General features: G+C 45.7%; 18 protein-coding genes. 8 read left to right on the top strand and 10 right to left on the bottom strand.

Annotated elements, in window-relative coordinates; all coding sequences use genetic code 11:
• Positions 1 to 56: 56 nt before the first annotated feature.
• Together porZ and ACYVGR_RS33765 are read right to left on the bottom strand one after the other, a co-directional pair.
• Entirely contained in the window at positions 57 to 2,360 is a 2,304-nt protein-coding gene (porZ, locus tag ACYVGR_RS33770; RefSeq protein ID WP_460964749.1) for a type IX secretion system anionic LPS delivery protein PorZ, read from the bottom strand.
• The gene (locus ACYVGR_RS33765; protein ID WP_460964745.1) at positions 2,353 to 2,982 is read right to left on the bottom strand and encodes a thymidine kinase; all 630 of its coding nucleotides are present in this window, start codon (positions 2,980 to 2,982) and stop codon (positions 2,353 to 2,355) included. Before ACYVGR_RS33765 ends, porZ begins: the two co-directional genes overlap by 8 nt.
• A gap of 206 nt (positions 2,983 to 3,188) precedes the next feature.
• Here ACYVGR_RS33765 and ACYVGR_RS33760 point away from each other — a divergent pair, with 206 nt between their 5' ends.
• The 4 genes from ACYVGR_RS33760 (at position 3,189) to ACYVGR_RS33745 (ending at position 7,433) form a co-directional block, all read left to right on the top strand.
• Positions 3,189 to 4,445 (top strand): hypothetical protein, encoded by a 1,257-nt coding sequence (locus tag ACYVGR_RS33760; protein ID WP_460964743.1) that lies wholly within the window; start codon positions 3,189 to 3,191, stop codon positions 4,443 to 4,445.
• Positions 4,446 to 4,544: 99 nt separating this feature from the next.
• On the top strand, positions 4,545 to 6,680 hold the full coding sequence (locus ACYVGR_RS33755) for a ComEA family DNA-binding protein (RefSeq protein ID WP_460964741.1): 2,136 nt from the start codon (positions 4,545 to 4,547) through the stop codon (positions 6,678 to 6,680).
• Between the two features lie 34 nt (positions 6,681 to 6,714).
• Positions 6,715 to 7,113, top strand: a complete 399-nt coding sequence (locus tag ACYVGR_RS33750; protein ID WP_460964739.1) for a hypothetical protein — start codon at positions 6,715 to 6,717, stop codon at positions 7,111 to 7,113.
• Positions 7,092 to 7,433 (top strand): putative polyvalent protein kinase domain-containing protein, encoded by a 342-nt coding sequence (locus ACYVGR_RS33745; RefSeq protein WP_460964747.1) that lies wholly within the window; start codon positions 7,092 to 7,094, stop codon positions 7,431 to 7,433. The genes ACYVGR_RS33750 and ACYVGR_RS33745 overlap by 22 nt, the downstream gene beginning before the upstream one ends.
• Positions 7,434 to 7,447: 14 nt before the next feature.
• Here ACYVGR_RS33745 and ACYVGR_RS33740 read toward each other — a convergent pair whose 3' ends face one another.
• Both ACYVGR_RS33740 and ACYVGR_RS33735 read right to left on the bottom strand, forming a co-directional pair.
• Positions 7,448 to 8,194, bottom strand: coding sequence for an ABC transporter ATP-binding protein (locus ACYVGR_RS33740; protein WP_182459320.1), 747 nt, complete (start codon positions 8,192 to 8,194; stop codon positions 7,448 to 7,450).
• An 82-nt stretch (positions 8,195 to 8,276) separates the two neighbouring features.
• On the bottom strand, positions 8,277 to 9,008 hold the full coding sequence (locus ACYVGR_RS33735; protein ID WP_460964737.1) for an MlaE family ABC transporter permease: 732 nt from the start codon (positions 9,006 to 9,008) through the stop codon (positions 8,277 to 8,279).
• Positions 9,009 to 9,171: 163 nt separating this feature from the next.
• Between ACYVGR_RS33735 and ACYVGR_RS33730 the strand changes: the two genes are divergently transcribed.
• Together ACYVGR_RS33730 and ACYVGR_RS33725 are read left to right on the top strand one after the other, a co-directional pair.
• On the top strand, positions 9,172 to 9,846 hold the full coding sequence (locus tag ACYVGR_RS33730) for an SDR family oxidoreductase (RefSeq protein WP_460964735.1): 675 nt from the start codon (positions 9,172 to 9,174) through the stop codon (positions 9,844 to 9,846).
• 97 nt (positions 9,847 to 9,943) lie between these two features.
• Positions 9,944 to 10,858, top strand: a complete 915-nt coding sequence (locus ACYVGR_RS33725) for an ROK family protein (RefSeq protein ID WP_460964733.1) — start codon at positions 9,944 to 9,946, stop codon at positions 10,856 to 10,858.
• A gap of 64 nt (positions 10,859 to 10,922) precedes the next feature.
• Here ACYVGR_RS33725 and murB read toward each other — a convergent pair whose 3' ends face one another.
• Positions 10,923 to 11,948, bottom strand: coding sequence for a UDP-N-acetylmuramate dehydrogenase (gene murB / locus ACYVGR_RS33720; RefSeq protein ID WP_460964731.1), 1,026 nt, complete (start codon positions 11,946 to 11,948; stop codon positions 10,923 to 10,925).
• Between the two features lie 208 nt (positions 11,949 to 12,156).
• On the opposite strand from murB, the gene ACYVGR_RS33715 reads away from it, so the two are divergent.
• Complete coding sequence (locus tag ACYVGR_RS33715; protein ID WP_460964729.1) at positions 12,157 to 12,651, top strand: SPOR domain-containing protein; 495 nt, start codon at positions 12,157 to 12,159, stop codon at positions 12,649 to 12,651.
• A gap of 82 nt (positions 12,652 to 12,733) precedes the next feature.
• Positions 12,734 to 13,846, top strand: a complete 1,113-nt coding sequence (gene gmd, locus ACYVGR_RS33710) for a GDP-mannose 4,6-dehydratase (RefSeq protein ID WP_460964727.1) — start codon at positions 12,734 to 12,736, stop codon at positions 13,844 to 13,846.
• 118 nt (positions 13,847 to 13,964) lie between these two features.
• Here gmd and ACYVGR_RS33705 read toward each other — a convergent pair whose 3' ends face one another.
• The 5 genes from ACYVGR_RS33705 to ACYVGR_RS33685 all read right to left on the bottom strand — a co-directional run bounded on the left by ACYVGR_RS33705 (position 13,965) and on the right by ACYVGR_RS33685 (position 19,340).
• Positions 13,965 to 15,509: a Do family serine endopeptidase gene (locus ACYVGR_RS33705; protein ID WP_460964725.1), complete on the bottom strand. Its 1,545-nt coding sequence runs from the start codon at positions 15,507 to 15,509 to the stop codon at positions 13,965 to 13,967.
• Between the two features lie 373 nt (positions 15,510 to 15,882).
• Complete coding sequence (gene rnc, locus ACYVGR_RS33700; protein WP_182459313.1) at positions 15,883 to 16,644, bottom strand: ribonuclease III; 762 nt, start codon at positions 16,642 to 16,644, stop codon at positions 15,883 to 15,885.
• Between the two features lie 3 nt (positions 16,645 to 16,647).
• Positions 16,648 to 17,898, bottom strand: coding sequence for a beta-ketoacyl-ACP synthase II (gene fabF / locus ACYVGR_RS33695; protein ID WP_460964723.1), 1,251 nt, complete (start codon positions 17,896 to 17,898; stop codon positions 16,648 to 16,650).
• 153 nt (positions 17,899 to 18,051) lie between these two features.
• Positions 18,052 to 18,291 (bottom strand): acyl carrier protein, encoded by a 240-nt coding sequence (locus ACYVGR_RS33690; RefSeq protein WP_018617787.1) that lies wholly within the window; start codon positions 18,289 to 18,291, stop codon positions 18,052 to 18,054.
• A 197-nt stretch (positions 18,292 to 18,488) separates the two neighbouring features.
• Complete coding sequence (locus tag ACYVGR_RS33685) at positions 18,489 to 19,340, bottom strand: TIGR01459 family HAD-type hydrolase (protein WP_460964721.1); 852 nt, start codon at positions 19,338 to 19,340, stop codon at positions 18,489 to 18,491.
• Between the last annotated feature and the right edge of the window lie 45 nt (positions 19,341 to 19,385).

Below are 19,385 nucleotides of genomic sequence, written 5' to 3'. Positions count from 1 at the left end.
GAAAAGTCAATCCCGTCAACAAGTCAGATTGCTGTAAGAATTAAATTGGAAGAGTACTAGCGTACAACCGCCAGTTTCCCTCGAAGTCCTTCTGAACCATCGGCTGTAACGACCACAATTAAATAAATACCTGTTTGTGCCGATCTGCCCCGATAATCGCGGAGATTCCAGATAGCGGTACCGCCTTGTGACTTGGTTTCGTAGACTAACTGACCTCCGGCATCAAGGATTTTTACCGTTGCGTTTTCGGTAAGCCCATTAATACCCACTGTGCCGTTAAAATCAGGACGAACTGGATTTGGAAAAATAGTCAACTCAGCTAGCGCTTCGGCAGGTTCTGTAGCTGGTCCCTGATAGGATACCAATCCATTGGAACTGCCTGAGGCACCCGTTTCGATAAATACTTTGCCAGTAGTGGGTTCAATGGCAATTGCCTGAACAAGATTATTCGGTAGTGGACTGTTATCTGCCGTGAACGTATCCAATAACTGTGAGCCATCGGCCGCAACATGGTAGATTCCCTTTTGTGTGCCTATCCATTTTCGGTTGCCCCCGTCTACAGCAATAGCTGTGATGAGTTCATTGGCCAGCAATCGTCGCCGATTGAGTAGAGGAGGCTGAGCATCAATCGTTGCGTCGAAGGCTGCATATGGACTGTCAAAGACAGTTGGGCCAAGATCGGTACCTACCCAGATTGATCCATTGCGGTCTTTGACTAACGCTCGAATGCTATTGGAAAGCAAACCTCCTTGCCCTGTTTGCGTCGTCAGAAATCGGGTACGATTGTTTTGGGGATCAACAACCAGTAACCCACCGCCCAGATCGGGGCGAAGCCAGAGAAAGCCGTTATCGTCGGGAACGGTTTGTACAATGTTTGTTTGACTAACAATAGGAAAAGATTGGAATGTGCCATCCGTTCGTCGAACGTGCAAAGTTGCTTGTTGCGAGGCAGGTGTTTTACCCGTTGTTAGCCACAAGTTTCCATCGGTATCAGTAGCCAGGCTACTGATATAGGGACTTATAGTCGCCGGTAATGTGACAGGTGTCGGTGTTTCTCCTCCGGTTTGAGTCCACAAGCCTCCGCCAAAACTACCCAGGTAGAGTTTCTGCTCAGTGGGCAAATAGGCCGCCGAATTAAAGCCGTAACTTAATCCTGCTGGTAAGGAATTAACCCACCGACCACCTGGTACTGAAAAAAGCTCATAAGGCGGCTGACTGGTAGTTAATAATGTGGCATCAAGGGGGCTATTAGGTAAGGCTACCAGTGCCTGCGGATACGTGTATAAAGTAGCAAACGAATCACGGGTTGGGCCTTCGGGAGCAATTCGCTGAAATTGGCCCGCATTTCCAAACAGCAATCCATTTTTAGTATCAGCAATCCATACCGTATTACCATCGGCTACAACTTCCCGTGGGTCAGTTAAGAGTGAGCCTGAAAATGAGCCGGAACCAGGCGAGGTAATAGCTTTATCCGTAGCTAACAGTAAACCAGTTGTTGCTGGAAATTGCCGAATAATAGCATTCGTCAGCGATTGCGTTAGCGTCCATTTCCCATTCTGGCGCTCATAAATGCCCGTTCCACTAACCGTGGCAGATAACCGTCCCTGATTGGTTACGATGGATGAGACTTGTGTACCGGGTTCAATTACTGTTCGCCAGTTGGCTGGGTCAACAATATTGACACTGGCGGCAAAGCGAACCGCGCGGAGTTTAAAGCCTGTGTTTGTCGCACTTGATGGACCTGTTAACGCATATAGACTATCGTTAGTGACCGCTGTTTGGTAAATGGGCAGAGGGGTACCGTCGGCTTGTTGACTAAAATAGGTGTCCCGTATTTCGTTCTTACTTAAGTCCAAAACGACCAACCCAAAATCGGTACTGAGGTAAGCATTATTATCAATACGATTCAGGTGGTTGATACCGCGTGCTGTTGGTAAGGTTGAGGCCGAGACAATTGTGTTGATGTTGATTACGGCACCTGGTTCGCCAGTATCGTTCAAGGTTAAAAGATCCAGATTGCCGTTTCGGTAGGCAATGAGCAGTTTTTTCTGATCAGCTAAGTAGAGGAGCCGACTGATACCGACATCGCTTAAGCCTGAGGTTTTACTGAGCGTGGTCGTTTCGTTGGTGGCTTTGTCGTAGTAGAAAAAGCCATTCTGCGTGGCTGCATATAGTTTCGTCCCAACTACTGCCACTGACTGGCCAGATTGGTAACTAACATGTGTTTGCCATACGCCAATTTGGCCAAAAGATAAATATTGAGTGAATGATAAATAAAATAATACCAACAAAAAGCAGGACTTAGAAAATGATTTCTTGAGTCCTGCTTTTTTTATCTGTATATAGATACGTCTAGTCATCATTCGTGATATTTTCGTAGGCCCACTCCTTTCGGCCAGCCTCGTCGCCAAGGTTAAAACAACGTCGGCAGCGGGCTTCGTAACTGTCGGTTTCGCCGAGTAGTACGCGTTCTTTCGACGGAACGAGTCGATAGGAGTACTGAGCAATATCGCCACAGACTACACAAATAGCATGGACCTTCGTGACGTATTCGGCAATGCTCAAGAGCTGTGGCATACAGCCAAAAGGCTGCCCCGAAAAGTCCATATCCAGGCCAGCTACTATGACGCGTTTTCCCTGATTGGCCAGTTCATTACAAATAGTTGTGATGTCTTTATCAAAAAATTGGGCTTCATCTACGCCTACTACATCACAATCACCGGCTAGCGCGAGAATCTGGCCCGCTGTTTGCACAGGAGTTGAATGAATGGCCATTTCAGAATGAGAAACGATATTTTCGTCGTGGTAGCGTGTGTCTATTGCAGGTTTAAAGATTTGAACATTCAGTTTTGCAATACGAGCCCGTGTAAGCCGACGAATTAATTCTTCGGTTTTACCAGAAAACATAGAGCCGCAAATCACTTCAATCCAACCTGTGCGTAGGTGGGGTGGTTCGCGTCGTCGGGAGGGTTCAATAAACATTAGTTAAACGCAATAAACTGAGAAGATTAGTTAATCAATTGCAACCTGCCGTGAACAAGAGGAATGAATATTGTTTTATTTATCCACATGGTTTACCCGTTGTGGGCTTAAATCATGGGGCGCATCCCGCTGCATTTGATTTCTTTATTGACACCAATCGGTTTGTAGCCGAAAGTTATATATTTACAAAACAAAGGCTTTTCCTAATGTCGAACAAGTTTAACGCCAACGCTCTTACTGAATATAGTAAATCCTACGCTCGTCGGATTGCCTCTGATTTCTATCAACAGCATGCGACTATGAATGGTAAGCAAATTCTTTCGCTTACCCCTATTAGTCAAATTAACCTGTTTATTATCAGTAGTTTGTCGGATAAGTGGCAGGCCGATGCGGCAAAGTTTCGGAGTCCTTATTTTGACTTTACGAATGAGGAAGTCCAGGAGGCTCTTCAGAACTTTATGAATGTGGTGTCGCAATATATTTCGGTTCGACGGGAGCATTTGGAACCACTTCTGGCGGATGCTACCCGGCGCGCGATTATCCTGATTTTTGACCCTCGTTCTTACTTTGATGATCTCCTAAGGGGACAGCCCGATTTTACGGTAACATCGGCTGCGCTTAAGCAAATAGTGCGTTATACGAAGATCAACCAGTTCATTCCGGCGCACATCACCCAACGGATGAATGGGAAATCCTTCATTTATGTGAATCAGGCGCTGATTTACCTGGATGAGGCCTTGACCCAGAAAGGCCATGAAATTGAGCAATATGACAAATTTGTTGCTCAGTTTTCGGAGAAATTGCCAATGGATGTATCGGTGTTGTTGCGCAGTCATGTACCAGATAGTATTCCTGCTGCCCCGCTCCGCTCATTTTTCGATACAGCTATAGAATCTACTGTTCCGCCAGCGCCACTAGTAGCCATAGAATCGTTAGCTGAAACAACTAGCCCAGCTATTCCACCCCGACCAGACTTAACACCTGCTCCAGAAGTAGTAGATGACTTCAGTTCGTCTGGGGCTAAATTTGTCGATGGCACGTCGGGCGGACCAGAACCCGTTGCGCCTATCAGTCAACCATCACCGTTGCAAACAGGGGCAATTACAACCCCGACTGAGGTTAAACAACCAATTATTGCTGTTGATACGCCCCCTTCGCTGAACGATACATTGCGAGACACGGTACCTGCTGAACCATCGACTGTTGCCGAAACTTTCCATCGGGCACCCATTGAGAGTGTTGCCCGGAGTATTTCGTTGAATCAGAAATTCCGGTTTATCAATCAGCTTTTCAACGGAAACTCAAGCGCCTACAATCAGGCTGTCGAGGAAATTGATACATTGAATAACTATGGACAGGCGTTAGATCTGATTTCTTATCGCTATGCATCTCAGTATCTGTGGGATATGAGCAGTGATGAGGTCAGTGAATTGGTTGAAATCTTAAAAAGACGTTTCTCTTAATGAGCAAATTGCATACATATGTATATTTTTTATTTTGAATAGTATCTTTATTGGGTTGTTTTCGTCTCACTTGTTAGCAGACTTTCTAGCGATCAAGTTATGGCGAAGACAAACTGTACTGTACTTGAACAAAAAGGAATTTTACGAACTCTTTATCTACTGATAGCGGTCGGACTTGCGACCGCTATTCCTGTTTTTGCGCAATCAACTACATCTGTTGGTCGGAATGCGGATCGGTCGGGTGATATTAGTCGATATCTTCAGGATCTGTTCCCCGTACAAACAGAAGGTATTGACTATCAGTCTGTCTACGATGCCTTAACGCAGCTATATGCAAATCCGCTCGATCTCAACGTGGCGAGCCGAGACGAGTTAGAGACTACGTATCTACTTTCTGAACGTCAATTAAGCAGTCTGGCTGCTTATAGAGCCGAATTCGGTGATCTGTTATCCATTTATGAGCTACAGGCTGTACCGGGTTTCGATCTGCCAACGATTCGCCGGTTGCTGCCTTTCATTACAGTAGCCGGGACACCGGGTTTGTTCGGCGCTTTGCCGAATCCAACGGATAACTATCTAATTGTCCGCTACGAACAGGTTCTGGAACAGCAAAAGGGCTTTTCAGGGGCTGAACCTGACAAAAAGGGTAATCTGCCAACTCGGTATTTGGGTAATTCTGGCCAGTATTATGCCCGCTATCGCTACAGTCGCCCTCGAATGTTCAGCATCGGCCTAACGGCGGAAAAAGATCCCGGCGAACGGATAAACTGGCAACCTTCAACCCGACACTTTGGGGCCGATTACATTTCGTTTCATGCTCAGGTACAAAACCGGGGGCGATGGCGGAATATACTCCTGGGCGATTATCAAGTACAAGTCGGGCAGGGGCTCGTTTTATCGGCGGGATTTGTTCTGGGCAAAAGTGCCGAAACGGTTCAAACTGTTCGTCGGCCAACACTGGGCGCCCGACCTTATACTTCGCTTACAGAATATGGCTATTTCCGGGGAGCAACGGCCACTTATGCGTTGCATCGAACGGTAGATATAACCCTGTTAGCTGCCCGAAACCATCGCGACGCTAACCTAACCACCGATAGCCTAGGCGAGACTACCGCTACCTCGTTGCAAACGTCGGGCTTACACCGAACACAAGCTGAGATTGACGATCAGGGAAGCCTACTCGAAACGAATATTGGCGCGCATCTGCTTTACCATAATCGTCGCCAGTTTCAACTTGGGTTAACCTTCCTGCGAACGACGTTTGATAAATTTTTTCAGAAGCGAGATCTTCCATACAATCAGTACGAATTTACGGGAAAGCAAAATCTCGTTGTGGGTGTGCACGGGAGCTACATCTGGCGAAACTGGAATCTATTTTCTGAAGTAGCCCGCAGCAGCGGTTCAGCTACGAATTCAGGCGGAATTGGGGCAGTGAGTGGCGCACTAGCCAGCTTGACTAAAAAGATCGATATGGCTATTGTGTTGCGACATTACGACCGCAACTTTCACAGTTTCTATAGCAATGGCTTTAGTGAAGGGAGCCGAACAATTAATGAGTCGGGCGCGTACCTGGGCTTAAAATATACCGTTTATCGGAAGCTAAATGTAGGCGGCTTTTTTGACTACTTTAACTTTCCCTGGCTGAAATATCTGGTTGATAAACCGTCGGATGGATTCGATTACCTACTCCAGGCACGGTACACATTTAATCGAAAAACGGCGTTTTATGCTGTCTATCACGAAGAACATAAACAGAAAAATCTGACTCTTGGCAAGGTTAAAGATGTTGTTGGTACTACGCGCCGGAACTACGCCCTCAATGCCGAGTATACACTCATGCGTGGTTTATCGTTGCGATCGCGAGTACAATGGGGTGGGTTTGCGTATTCAGGGCAACCCGTTTCTCGTGGATTCGTTTTGGTTCAGGATGCCACGCTGGATTATCGACGCCTTAGCTTAAGCGGCCGGGTTGCCCTGTTTGGTACCGATGATTACGATAGTCGGCAGTATGTCTATGAGCGGGATGTCCTCTATGCATTCTCCTTTCCGGCCTACTTCAATCGGGGTGTTCGCCATTATTTATTGGTACAGTACGGCTTGAATCGCCATCTGGACGTCTGGGTTCGTTGGGCCAGAACCGATTTGACCAATCAGACCACCGTTGGCTCTGACCTCGACCAGATTGATGCTCCGCATAAAACCGAGGTGAAGTTTCAGGCGCGTTGGCGGTTTTGAACAATTCACGTTTAAACGTTTTATATTTACAAAAATGCCTAATTCTTACGCCGATGAAGAAAGCCAAAGAGATCGAGTTGAACGACTTCCACAAAGCGTTGAACAATCGATTGATCAAGAAAATCTCCGAGCAGTCCTCAATGTCACAAGAAGAATTCATCGAGCAAACCCGTCGTTTAGCCCGGCAATCCAAGCGGGAAACGGTGAAACCTGGCAATTGAGCGAAGAAATAAAGCTTCTTGAGGCTGAGGCTTTGTATGCATGGTCACTAACAGCCAATTGTGTCTGGGACGCAGATGATTTTACCAGTCGTTGGTACGAGTCTGGCTGTATAGAAGGTGGTGAAAACCAAGTTATTTATGCGGGAAATCTTGTCTATAAGCGTAACAACTTAGCTTTTCCACAAGTTATCTGGAGTATTTTGAGCGCTTAGCCCTGCATAATTGGCTATTTCCCGGAACGCTATATATACTGGAAGGCTTTATGCTGGTCGTTGATTCGGGTGATGAATTTCCGCAATTACGGCCTGTTGTTTCACAGAAAGCCTTACGAGCTGTTCGAGGAGCAACCCGAGATGAAGTTGAGCGCCTGATGAATCAATTAGGGTTTTTACGTCGATATGAAGACAACTACGCCAATGTTGAACAAACCCTTTTTATCGAAGATTTGCACGATCAGAATGTTCTGGTCGATTCTACAGGTGACCTGCTTGTTTTTGATCCGGTCATCTATCTCACTAAGCCAGCGTTATAGAAACAGGCATCTCTTCACTTCTCCATTTCCCGAATGAGCTTATTCGCGTTGATGAACTCGTTCAGCTCTTTTACATCCGAATGGATAAGTGTATCGCTATTTCCTTCCCACAGTTTTTTGCCCTGATAGAGAAACATGATTTTCTCGCCAATCTCCATCATTGAGTTCATATCGTGCGTAATAACCACGGTTGTAATCTGATATTCATCCGTGATTTCGGAGATAAGCTGATCGATTTTTATGGATGTTAGTGGGTCAAGACCAGAGTTTGGCTCGTCGCAAAAGAGGTATTTAGGGTTTAGCACAATAGCCCGCGCAATACCGACCCGCTTTTTCATACCACCACTGATTTCCGACGGCATCCGATCGGCGGCAGCTTCCAGACCAACCCGTCGTAAACACTCTTTGGCCCGATCTACTTTTTCCCGCTCGGGTTGATCGGTCAGCATATCGAGCGGAAACCGAACGTTTTCCAGAACGGTCTTTGAGTCAAACAAAGCCGACCCCTGGAATAAAACACCCATCTCTCGTCGAATGGCCTTCTGTTCGTCCAGATTACTGGTCAGAAAATCTCGTCCGTCGTACAATACCTGTCCCGAATCGGGTTTAATCAAGCCAATCATACACTTCAGTAGCACGCTTTTACCCGTGCCGCTTCCACCAATAATCAGGCTTGTATCACCAGGTTTGAACGTTCCATTGATGCCCGCCAAAATCTGTCGATCCCCGAATGTCTTCGATATATTTTTAATGTCAATCATAATAAAGAGCGAAAGAGTGAAAGAGCGGAAGAGTGGCGGACGCGTCCATTTTCGCTCTCGCACTCTTTCGCTCTTTCACTCTTTAAGTTAACAGCATCTGAGTCAGGATAAAGTCGGCGGCCACGATGGCGATACAACTGTTGGTAACGGCGGCTGTAGAGGCAGCACCGACTTCGAGGGCACCTCCGCTTACTTTATAGCCCTGATAAGCTGAAATTGTTGAGACAAGAAAGGCGAATACGACTGTTTTGATCAGCGCGAACGTAACCCCAAACGGTTTATACTCAAAACGTAATCCAGAAACGTAGTCCTCAGACGAAATCACACCTGCTAGTGTTCCAGCAATATAGCCACCCAAAATGGCCAGAAAACCAGCCATGATAACCAGTAACGGGAACATCAGCACAGACGCAATAACCTTTGGCAACACCAGATACGAGCTGGAATTGATCCCCATTACTTCGAGCGCATCAACTTGTTCTGTAATGCGCATAGTCCCTATTTCGCTGGCAATATTAGAGCCTACTTTACCGGCCAGTACAATACACGATAACGTGGGGGCTAATTCCAGAATTGAGCTATCCCGCACGATAAGGGCGATAATATTTTTAGGGACGAAAGGATTAGTGAGGTTATAAGCTGTTTGCACACAAGTAACAGCGCCAATAAAGGTGTTCACCAACGCGACAATAAAGATGGAACCGACACCAATAGAGGTGCACTCGTTCAGAATAAGACTCAGATAAACCCGGAGCTTCTCCCGATTGCGGAAGAGCGTCCCCAAAAAGATAAAGTAACTGCCTAATCGTGACATAAATCGAGTAGCGAAACAAACCGACTTTAGGTAGGGGCAGGTCGGTATTATATACCCGGAAGAACCCCGGTAAAGATAGAATGGTTTCTATGTAACTTGCGTCCTGAGCTAAACCTTCCTGTTTGAAAGGAGTAAAGAGGCAAGAAACATAAAAGATTTTTTAATGAACCCATTAATCGTTGTAACGGGTGGCACCAAAGGTATTGGTCGCGCTATTGCTGATCGGTTTGTTGCCGAAGGATTTGATGCTGTTATCTGCGCTCGTTCGGTTGACGGTGTACAAGGAGAAAATCTGTTGCCTGTTGCGGCAGATTTGTCAACAAGAGCTGGCGTAAATGTCTTACTTGATTACATTCAGTCGCTCAATCGACCCGTAGAAGTGCTGGTCAATAACACAGGTGTGTTTCAACCGGGTCAAATTCACAACGAGGCCGAGGGTACATTTGAGTTATTGATGAATACGAACGTTGCCAGCGCCTACCATCTCACTCGTGGGTTAGTTGGCGGAATGATTTCTCGGCGGCAGGGCCATATTTTTATGATGTGCTCCACAGCTAGTATTACCCCTTACACGAATGGAGGCTCCTATTGTATTTCAAAATTTGCCTTGTTGGGTATGAGTCGCGTGCTGCGGGAAGAGCTAAAACCACATGGGGTGAAAGTAACGGCTATTTTACCAGGCGCCACGCTGACGGCGAGTTGGGAGGGTACTGATCTGCCTGAAGAGCGTTTTATGAAACCAGAGGACGTTGCTAACAGCGCCTGGGCGGCTTATTCACTCTCAAAAAGTGCGGTTGTGGAAGAAATTCTTATCCGTCCTCAATTGGGTGATATTTAGCGTTAGCCATTAACGGCTAAGGTTTCGTATCTTGCGCCCTGCTTCATCATTCCTGAGCTCTGAAAATTGTTCACTGATAAACTGATTATTGCTACGAATGGCTTCCGTTGAGTATTTGGGTATTGACGTCGGCGGCACGAACGTCAAAATGGGTATTGTCGATGCGAATACCGGTAAAATTTCCAATTTCTATAGCCACGACACCATTAGCTGGCGTGAATCGGGCCATTTTGTTGATCGCTTTGGTGATGCGGTTTCGCTCCAACTGCTGAATAATAAAGATGTAAAGATGGTTGGAATTGGTTTACCTGGTATGTTAAACCGTGAACGAACAGTTCCTCTTGAAATTACCGCCATTCCAGAAATCAATGGCGTTCCAATGGTGGAAATCCTAAGCAAGCGATTTCCTGATACCCAATTTTTCCTGGCTAATGATGCCAATGCAGCCGCGTTGGGCGAATATTATTTTGCCGAAGAGAAAATCACGGAAAATTACATTTTTATTACCTTGGGCACTGGTGTGGGTGGTGCGGCTATCATCAACAAGAAAATTTTCACTGGTGGCGATGGCAACGCCATGGAACCAGGCCATATCCCTTCTCGTAATGGTCGGGTACTAGAGCGAAATATTGGAAAGAAAGAACTGCTGGATTTGGCTAACCTGCGCCGAAGCGAATTTAAAGGCGACACTCATTTGCCGAATGATGGTAGTATCTCAACCACCGGCTTAGTTGCTGCTGCTGCTGAAAACGACGAGCTAGCGTTACAAATCTGGACCGAAGTAGGTGAAATACTTGGCGAAGGCTTAGCCGCACTGATTAAAATATTGGATATTAAGCAGGTGTTGATTGGCGGTGGGCTATCTGCCTCGTTCGATTATATTATACCTGCCGTTAATAAAACGCTTGACTACTGGCTCAACGATTATTACAAAAATGGCTTGAGTATTAAAAAAGCAACCTTAGGAAACGACGCGGGTCTGCTCGGTGCGGCTTCACTTTGTTTTGAGTAAGATAAAGATTTAAAATTGTAGGGGAGGAAGTTTTGCCAATGACGAAACTTCCTCCCCTACAATTTTAAATGATATTGACTTCCGGGGAGATCGTAACGCCGAATTTCTCCTGTACTGACTGCTGGACTTGTTTGGCCAGGGATATGATTTCGTCGCCTGTAGCGGTACCATAGTTGACCAATACCAATGCCTGTTTGGCATGAACGCCTGCATCGCCGGAGCGATATCCTTTCCAGCCCGCCTGCTCAATCAACCAGCCTGCTGGAACCTTTACCTGCTCATCTCCGGCAGGATAACCGGGAAGCGTTGGGTAATCGGCTTTTAGGATATCGAACTGGGCTTTAGGAATTTCAGGATTCTTGAAAAAACTTCCCGCATTACCAATTTGAGCAGGATCAGGAAGTTTACTACGGCGGATCTGAATAACAGCATCGCTAATTGCCTTAATCGTCAGCTTATCTTCTAATACTCCCATAGCGGTCAGTGTTTCCTGAATGGCTCCGTAACGAGTATGAAAAGTAGGCTGCTTATCTAGCTGAAACGTAACACTTGTGATAATGTATTGACCTTTCAACTCTCGCTTAAAAACGCTCTCCCGATAACCGAAAGCACAATCGGCGTGAGTAAATGTTCGTTTTTCGCCAGTTAATACATGAATAGCCGTGAGCGACTCGAATACTTGCTCTAACTCGACACCATAAGCGCCAATATTCTGCATAGGAGACGCACCAACCGTACCGGGAATCAATGATAGATTTTCCATACCAGCATAGCCCCTTTTTACACAAAAAAGAACTAGCTCGTGCCAGTTGACTCCCGCACCAGCCGTCAAGTAAATGTGGTTGTCATCTTCCCGGATAATGTCAATTCCCTGAATATTAATTTTAACCACCAACCCATCGAAATTCTGACGGAGCAACACGTTACTTCCGCCACCAAGAATCAGTTTTGGGGTATCGATAAATTCCGAGAGTTGAAGCAAAGTCCGAAGATCCTCTTCGTTACTAATCTCGACCCAATACCGCGCATTGGCATCAATCCGGAATGTATTATAGGGCTTGAGCGATACGTGGCTTTGTATATTCAGCATGTAGTATTTCTGGTGAATAGCCAAAATTAACTAAAATCTGGCACGGGTTTGTACTGAGATCAGTGGATTCACGTATTCAAATGCCAAAATGGCTATTTTAGCGTTTTATTTGTCGATGAGTATGCATTACAAAATAGGGGGAGTATTTATACTGGCGATATTTATTCTAAGTGGTTGTGCAGGAAGTCGTCCTGTCAGCTCGAGCCGAATGACTACCGACTATAATAGCTATAACGAAGATTTAGCTTCGGTACGTCCTGTATATGGGTCAACGTCAACCACTGCGCCCGTTACAAGTCGCCCCACAGCTCCATCAGCTCCGACGACCACACCCCGAAAAACGGATACACGCAAACCGAACGCCCCCATTGAAGCGCTGCATATTAATCGACGGCTCGATTTGGTTCTTGATACAATTGCTACGCAAAATCGAACTATACGTTATGCGCCCGGTTATCGTATTCAGGTGTATGTTGGGAATCAGCGTCAGGAAGTAGATGGAGCTAAACTATTGATTTCGCAGAATTTCCCGGAATTAAGCCCTTATCTGACATACAATCAACCGACCTACAAACTCAAGGTAGGTGACTTTATGCGTCGTTTAGATGCCGAACGATACTATAATTCCATTCGCCGATTAATTGCTTCTGCGCAATTACAGCCTGATAAAGTAGATATCCGCCGTAGCCTGTTAATAAAGTAATAGACGATATTCACCAAACATATACTACCTTTGACTAGTTTTTGACAAATTTATACGTTAAACGTGACCTATTTAGAATAATATGAAAAAAGCGCTAATTACTGGTATTACTGGACAAGACGGGGCCTATTTGACCGAATTACTATTAGAGAAAGGATATGAAGTACATGGTATTAAACGTCGAAGCTCTTTATTTAATACCCAACGTATTGACCATTTATATGAAGATCCACATGAAAAAAATGTGCATTTCAAGCTTCATTATGGTGATCTGTCAGATTCTGCCAATATTATCCGTATTATTCAGGAAATTCAGCCCGACGAGATTTATAACTTAGGGGCTATGTCGCACGTGCGGGTAAGTTTTGATGAACCCGAATACACGGCTCAGGTTGATGGTATTGGTACCTTGCGTATTCTGGAGGCCGTTCGCTTATTAGGTCTTACGGAAAAAACACGTATCTATCAGGCATCGACGTCTGAATTATACGGTGGTGTTCAAGGACATGCTCAGTCTGAAACGACTCCCTTTTATCCTCGTTCGCCTTATGCAGTAGCCAAATTGTATGGGTACTGGATTACAGTTAACTACCGCGAGGCTTACAATATGTATGCTTGCAACGGAATTCTGTTTAACCACGAATCTCCACTACGGGGCGAAACCTTTGTGACCCGTAAAATTACCCGCGCCGTATCGCGTATTGGGTTGGGCTTGCAGGACAAAGTTTACCTAGGCAATATGGACTCCCTACGTGACTGGGGACATGCGAAAGACTATGTTGAAGCCATGTACCTGATCCTGCAACAGGAGAAGCCTGAAGATTTCGTAATTGCTACTGGGGTAACAACCACCGTTCGGGATTTCGTACGGATGTCGTTTGCCGAAATTGGTGTTGAATTGGCGTTCTCTGGCGAAGGTGTTTCTGAAGTTGGAACGGTAGTAAGTTCGACCAACCCTGAGTTTCCTGTTGAAGTAGGCAAAGAAGTTGTTTGTATTGACCCACGTTATTTCCGTCCAACTGAGGTTGATTTGCTCTTGGGTGATCCAACGAAAGCGATGACTAAGTTGAACTGGAAACCTAAATATGATCTGCCAGCTCTTGTAAAAGACATGATGACAGCGGATATCGACCTATTCCGTCGTGATCAACTTTTAGCTAATAGCGGGCATCAGATTCTGAATTATTACGAATAGAAGAGAGAATATCATAATGATTCTTGTGCGGTCGGGTTCTTAAACCCGACCGTTTTTTGTTCATAAAAAAAGCGTCGGGTTCTTAAACCCGACGCCACATTAAAGACTTATTGTGTTATTAGACTGGCACAGCGTAGTAGTACATCCGAGAGCTGTTAGGGTACATGCCGATCAGCATTAAGCCTTCGCCTTCTTTCACCGACGCCATAATTGCCTGAAGGTCTTTTGTGCTTTTAACGTTTTTGCCGTTAGCTTTCACGATGATAAAACCTTCTTCAACATCAGTTTCAGCTAGTTTGCCGTCAACGATCTTTTTGACCCGAACACCACCGCTTACGCCAAGTTGTTTGGCATCCTGAGCAGAAAGGTCTTCGAACTGAGCACCAAGCGTGCTTAACGAGGTGGCTGATGCCGTAACGTCCGTTTTCTTGATGATATCACGACCACCATTCCGGTTACGAAGCTCGACTTTAACATCGCGTTCGGTACCATCGCGGTTAATGGTGACCGTAACAGCATCTCCAGGGCGACGACGACCGATGATTTCACGCATCTGCGCATCTGAATCCAGTGCCTGGCCTTCCATCTTCACGATAACGTCGCCTTTTTTCAGGCCAGCAGCTTCAGCAGCGCCTTTTTCAACTACATTTTCAACGTAGATACCTCGGCCAACTTTAACGCCTTTTTCTTTCGCTACAGTGCTGTTTAGTTCAATAGGCAGGATACCAATATAACCACGTTGCACATTGCCATACTTAAGCAGGTCAGCAGATACTTTCTTCACGAGCGATACAGGTACTGCAAATCCGTAACCGCTGTAATAACCTGTAGCCGATGCAATTGCAGAGTTAATCCCCACTAATTCACCACGTAGGTTAACTAAAGCTCCTCCCGAATTACCGGGGTTAATGGCTGCATCTGTTTGGATGAAAGCCTCAACAGGTGTATCTCCTTGCTTTTCTGTACGAGCACCTTGCTGACCTTGACGCTGAGCGTAGTCCTGATCCAGAATACCAATCCGACGACCTTTAGCACTTACAATACCAGCTGTAACAGTCGACTCCAGATCAAGCGGATAACCAACGGCTAGTACCCATTCACCTAATTTCAGCGCATCAGAATCACCAAGTGTGATAGAAGGCAGATTGTTGGCTTCTACTTTAATAACGGCCAGATCTGTTAATGGATCAGTGCCAATTACTTTCGCTTTGAAGCTACGCTTGTCCGTCATAATTACTTCAACTTCGTCGGCATCCTGCACTACGTGGTTGTTCGTAACGATGTAGCCGTCTTTGCTGATGATTACGCCTGAACCAGAAGCTTGTCCCTGCTGACGACGGGGTTGTTGCCGTTGTCCACCAAACTCATCGCCAAAGAACTCCCGGAAAATGTCGGGCATTTGTTGCTGACGAACAGTACGAGTCATTGTCGTCCGAATATGTACAACCGTTGGGGTTACGGCTTCAGCTGCGGTCGAGAAATCACCTGGCACAGATGATGGTCCACCTGGCATTGAGGCCAAACGACCCAAAATAGTTGGGGCTGGCGACGATTCGTTAAAAATTACATCCCGGTTGTTGAATCCCAACAGGCTGTAAGCGGCCAGCGTTATTCCACTCGATAGAAGTGCTATCAACGCTAATAATTTCCAGTTGCTTTTCATGTTTAAATGGGAAAATCTAATTGCTTTCTTTTTGTGTTAGAGACAGCTTTCACTGTTTGTAGGTATAACGGAAAGTCGCTTCCGAAAAATCCAGGTCTTGTGGGTGCTTAACAAAATTTAACAAGGCTTTGTTAGAGAGCGTTTTGGACCTTTAATGACTCTTTAACGCACAGGAATCGTCTACCAACTTATGGTAAATTTCAAATTTTATACCAATAGGATAAATAAGTACGATCATGACGATTTGACATGATTTTATACCACCCAGGTTCGAAATAATGCCAAAATGAACAATTTATTTGTGAATAATTCACGGTTTTACCTAAGAGGAAGGCAGAAACCAGATAGCTTATAAGCTATGAAGTGTGAAAGTCTACTTGATTGCTAATTGTTCAAATGCCTTTTCGGCGGCCGCTTGTTCCGCTTTTTTCTTGCTGTAGCCGCTGCCGGTAGCAAACGCTTCATCGTCAACAAGAACCTGGGCGATAAACTCGCGGAAGTGGCTGTTGCCTTTTTCGGAAACGATTTCAAAACGAATCTCTTTGCCTTCTCGTTGCGCCCATTCGATCAGGCGGCTTTTGTAGTTACCGTTGTTCTGCACTACCGATTCGATATCGTAGTGAGAGAGAAGGTCTTTTAGAATAAATTGACGGGAGAACTGGAATCCTTTATCTAAGTAAACCGCTCCGACTAATGCTTCAAGCGCGTCGCCATACATCGATGTGCGAGCGGGCAGGCTGCGAGTTCGACTTCCGTCGTATTCAATCAGTTGATCGAGACCAATTTTTCGGGAAATCCCGTTCAGTGTTTCCCGGTTAACAATCCGGGAGCGAATTTCGGTTAAGAAACCTTCGTCTTTGTAGGGGTATTTTTTGAAGAGAAACTCGGCAATAACCATACCCAGTACAGCGTCGCCTAAATACTCCAGCCGTTCGTTTGATTCCCGAAATCCTTCAATAGCCGTCGCCTTTGACGCCGACGTGTGACGCAGCGCCAATTGATACAACCCTAGGTTTGATGGGCGAGCGCCAATAATATGGCCAATTGAGCGACGCAGATTCTTGCGCGGATCGCTGTTGCCAGACCGAAACCACTCTAAAGGGTTAAATAAACTACGAGGCAGAGCGAGTTGCACGACTCAGCTAAGTTTACGGAAAATAATGATGGCATTATGACCTCCGAACCCAAACGCATTACTCATTACGGTTGTTATGGATCGCTCCTGAGCCGTATTGAATGTTAAATTAAAGCGTGGGTCGATTTCTTCATCGTCAGTAAAGTGATTGATTGTCGGAGGAACGACTTGGTGTTCCATCGCTTTTAGACAGGCAATCGCTTCTACGGCACCCGCTGCACCCAACAAATGACCAGTCATCGACTTGGTCGAGCTGATATTTAGCTTGAATGAATGCTCTCCAAATAATTGATGGATCGCTTTCAGTTCCTGTGGGTCACCAATTGGTGTTGAGGTGCCGTGAGTATTAATGTAGTCAATGTCGGTGGGCGCAATACCGGCGTCGTTAAGCGCGTCTTGCATGGCTAAAAATGCGCCTAATCCATCTGGGTGTGGGGCTGTGATGTGATAAGCATCAGAAGACATTCCACCACCAATTAATTCTGCATAGATTTTGGCTCCCCGTGCCAGAGCATGTTCATACTCTTCGAGGATAATAGCGCCGGCCCCTTCTCCCAATACAAAACCATCCCGATCTTTATCGTAAGGCCGGGAGGCTGTTTCGGGCGAGTCGTTACGTTCTGACAGAGCCCGGTTGGCGTTGAAACCACCAATCCCTGCTCTAGTAACAGCCGCTTCAGAACCACCCACAACACACATATTCAGACGCCCTAAGCGAATGTAGTTGAGCGCATCAATGATCGCGTTGTTCGTAGAGGCACAGGCCGAAACCGTTACGTAGTTCGTTCCCCGGAAACCGTAGCGCATCGAAATCTGCCCCGATGCACTATCTGCAATCATGCGAACGATGAAGAAGGGGTTGATACGAGGAGTACCATCACCTTTAGCATAGTCGATCATTTCGTCCTCAAACGATTTGAGTCCACCAATACCCGATCCCCAAATGACGCCAACTTTATTTTTGTCCAGGGTGTCGAGATTCATGTTCGCATCACGAACGGCTTCTTCGGTAGCAATGAGTGCGTAATGAGTAAACGCATCCATTTTACGGGCTTCCTGCCGAGGAATAAACTGAGTGACGTCAAGTCCTTTCACTTCGCAGGCAAACTGCGTCCGAAATTTGCTGGCGTCAAACTTCGTAATGGGACCGGCCCCGCTTACACCGGCGGCTAAGTTGTTCCAATAAGTGGGTACATCATTGCCAATGGGTGTCAACGCACCGAGGCCGGTCACTACTACTCGTTTGAATGTCATACAGTTGTACTGCGTAATGGAAAAAGAGAAACAACGCCAACCCTAAACTAGCTGGTGTTGACTTCTAGGTACTTAATGGATTTACTGATCGGAATGAACCATTCGAGCTCGGGCTAGTCGCCTTATTTCCGAATCAGGTTTCCGTCAATGGGCTTACTTGCCGATGTGTTTTTCCAGATATTCGATGGCCAAACCAACGGTAGAGATTTTTTCAGCCTCGTCGTCGGGGATAGGCAAGTTGAATTCTTTTTCAAATTCCATGATCAGCTCAACTGTATCGAGCGAATCGGCACCCAGATCGTTGGTGAAGCTTGCTTCTGGCGTTACTTCTGACTCTTCAACACCCAGTTTCTCAACAATGATATTCTTAACTTTTTGTGCAATGTCCGACATTTTGATAGTCTGTTCTAGTTAAAAAACTGCGCAAAGAAACGTATTTACCTTTGTATTATCAAACAATTTTTTGGCCTATAAATCGTTCGTGAAAGCTGCGTATATAGATCTAGTATTTTGAAAATCAGATGGTTGTAGATAGAAATCAAATAAAAAGATAGTTGTCTATCCACTGACGTATTCTGTAAAAAGTTAGTCTAATTACGAATCACAACCGACTTACAGACGTAAGTTGGAATAATACCTGTGCTTCGAATTAGCACTTCAGCATCTTGTTGTTGGGTATTTCCGGTTAGTACAAGGGCCGTATCTAAGCCGAATTTGTTACCGCCCAGAATATCAGTTCGTAAGGTGTCGCCCACCATCAAAATGTCTCGTTTACTAATATGAGCCGCATTCTCGAGTCGCTCATAGGCAAACATGAACAATTGGGCATCAGGTTTACCGAATCGGATAAACTGTTTACCAACAATGTTCTCGATCATTTTGGCTATGGCGCCAATCGCAATGGCAACGCGGGTTTTTGAAACGGGATAGGTATTATCCGTATTTGCGACAATAACCGGAATATTACGTTTCCTAAGCAAATTCACGGTCTTGGTTAGATCGGTATTCCAGTCAAAACCTTCATCGTCCAGCAGTACCAAGGCATTAATATCAGCTACATCTTTGAGATCAACTTTGCTGATCGGGAGCGTTTTTAGACCAGTGGTTTCGAGATAATGGGCCGACTTTTCTGTGCCCAGATAGGCTACAGTTCCATTATGAACCTTTAAATCCAGGTATTCCCGAGCCAGCATTCCAGACGATATAATACGTTCAGGCGTAATGGCATAGAAGCCCTTTCGGTAATACGATTCGGCTAGTTCGTGTGGACCGCGTGACGCATCGTTGGTTAACACATAAAAATCCTTGCCGCTCTCCCGGAGCCAGTCGAAGGTGTGTTCAATACCTGGTAAAAGCCCTTCTGAATTTTTTAGAACCCCAAATGCGTCGAAGAAAATTACTTTATAGTTTTCGGCTACGGTCTTAAAATCGGTAAGTTGCATAAGGGGGCTAGCTGAGTACTAAGTTCGTTGTTTACCTATAGATTA

This window comes from Spirosoma litoris (genome assembly GCF_054776755.1).
Note: the sequence above shows the minus strand (reverse complement) of the source record. Positions and strands in the feature narration are given on the sequence as shown.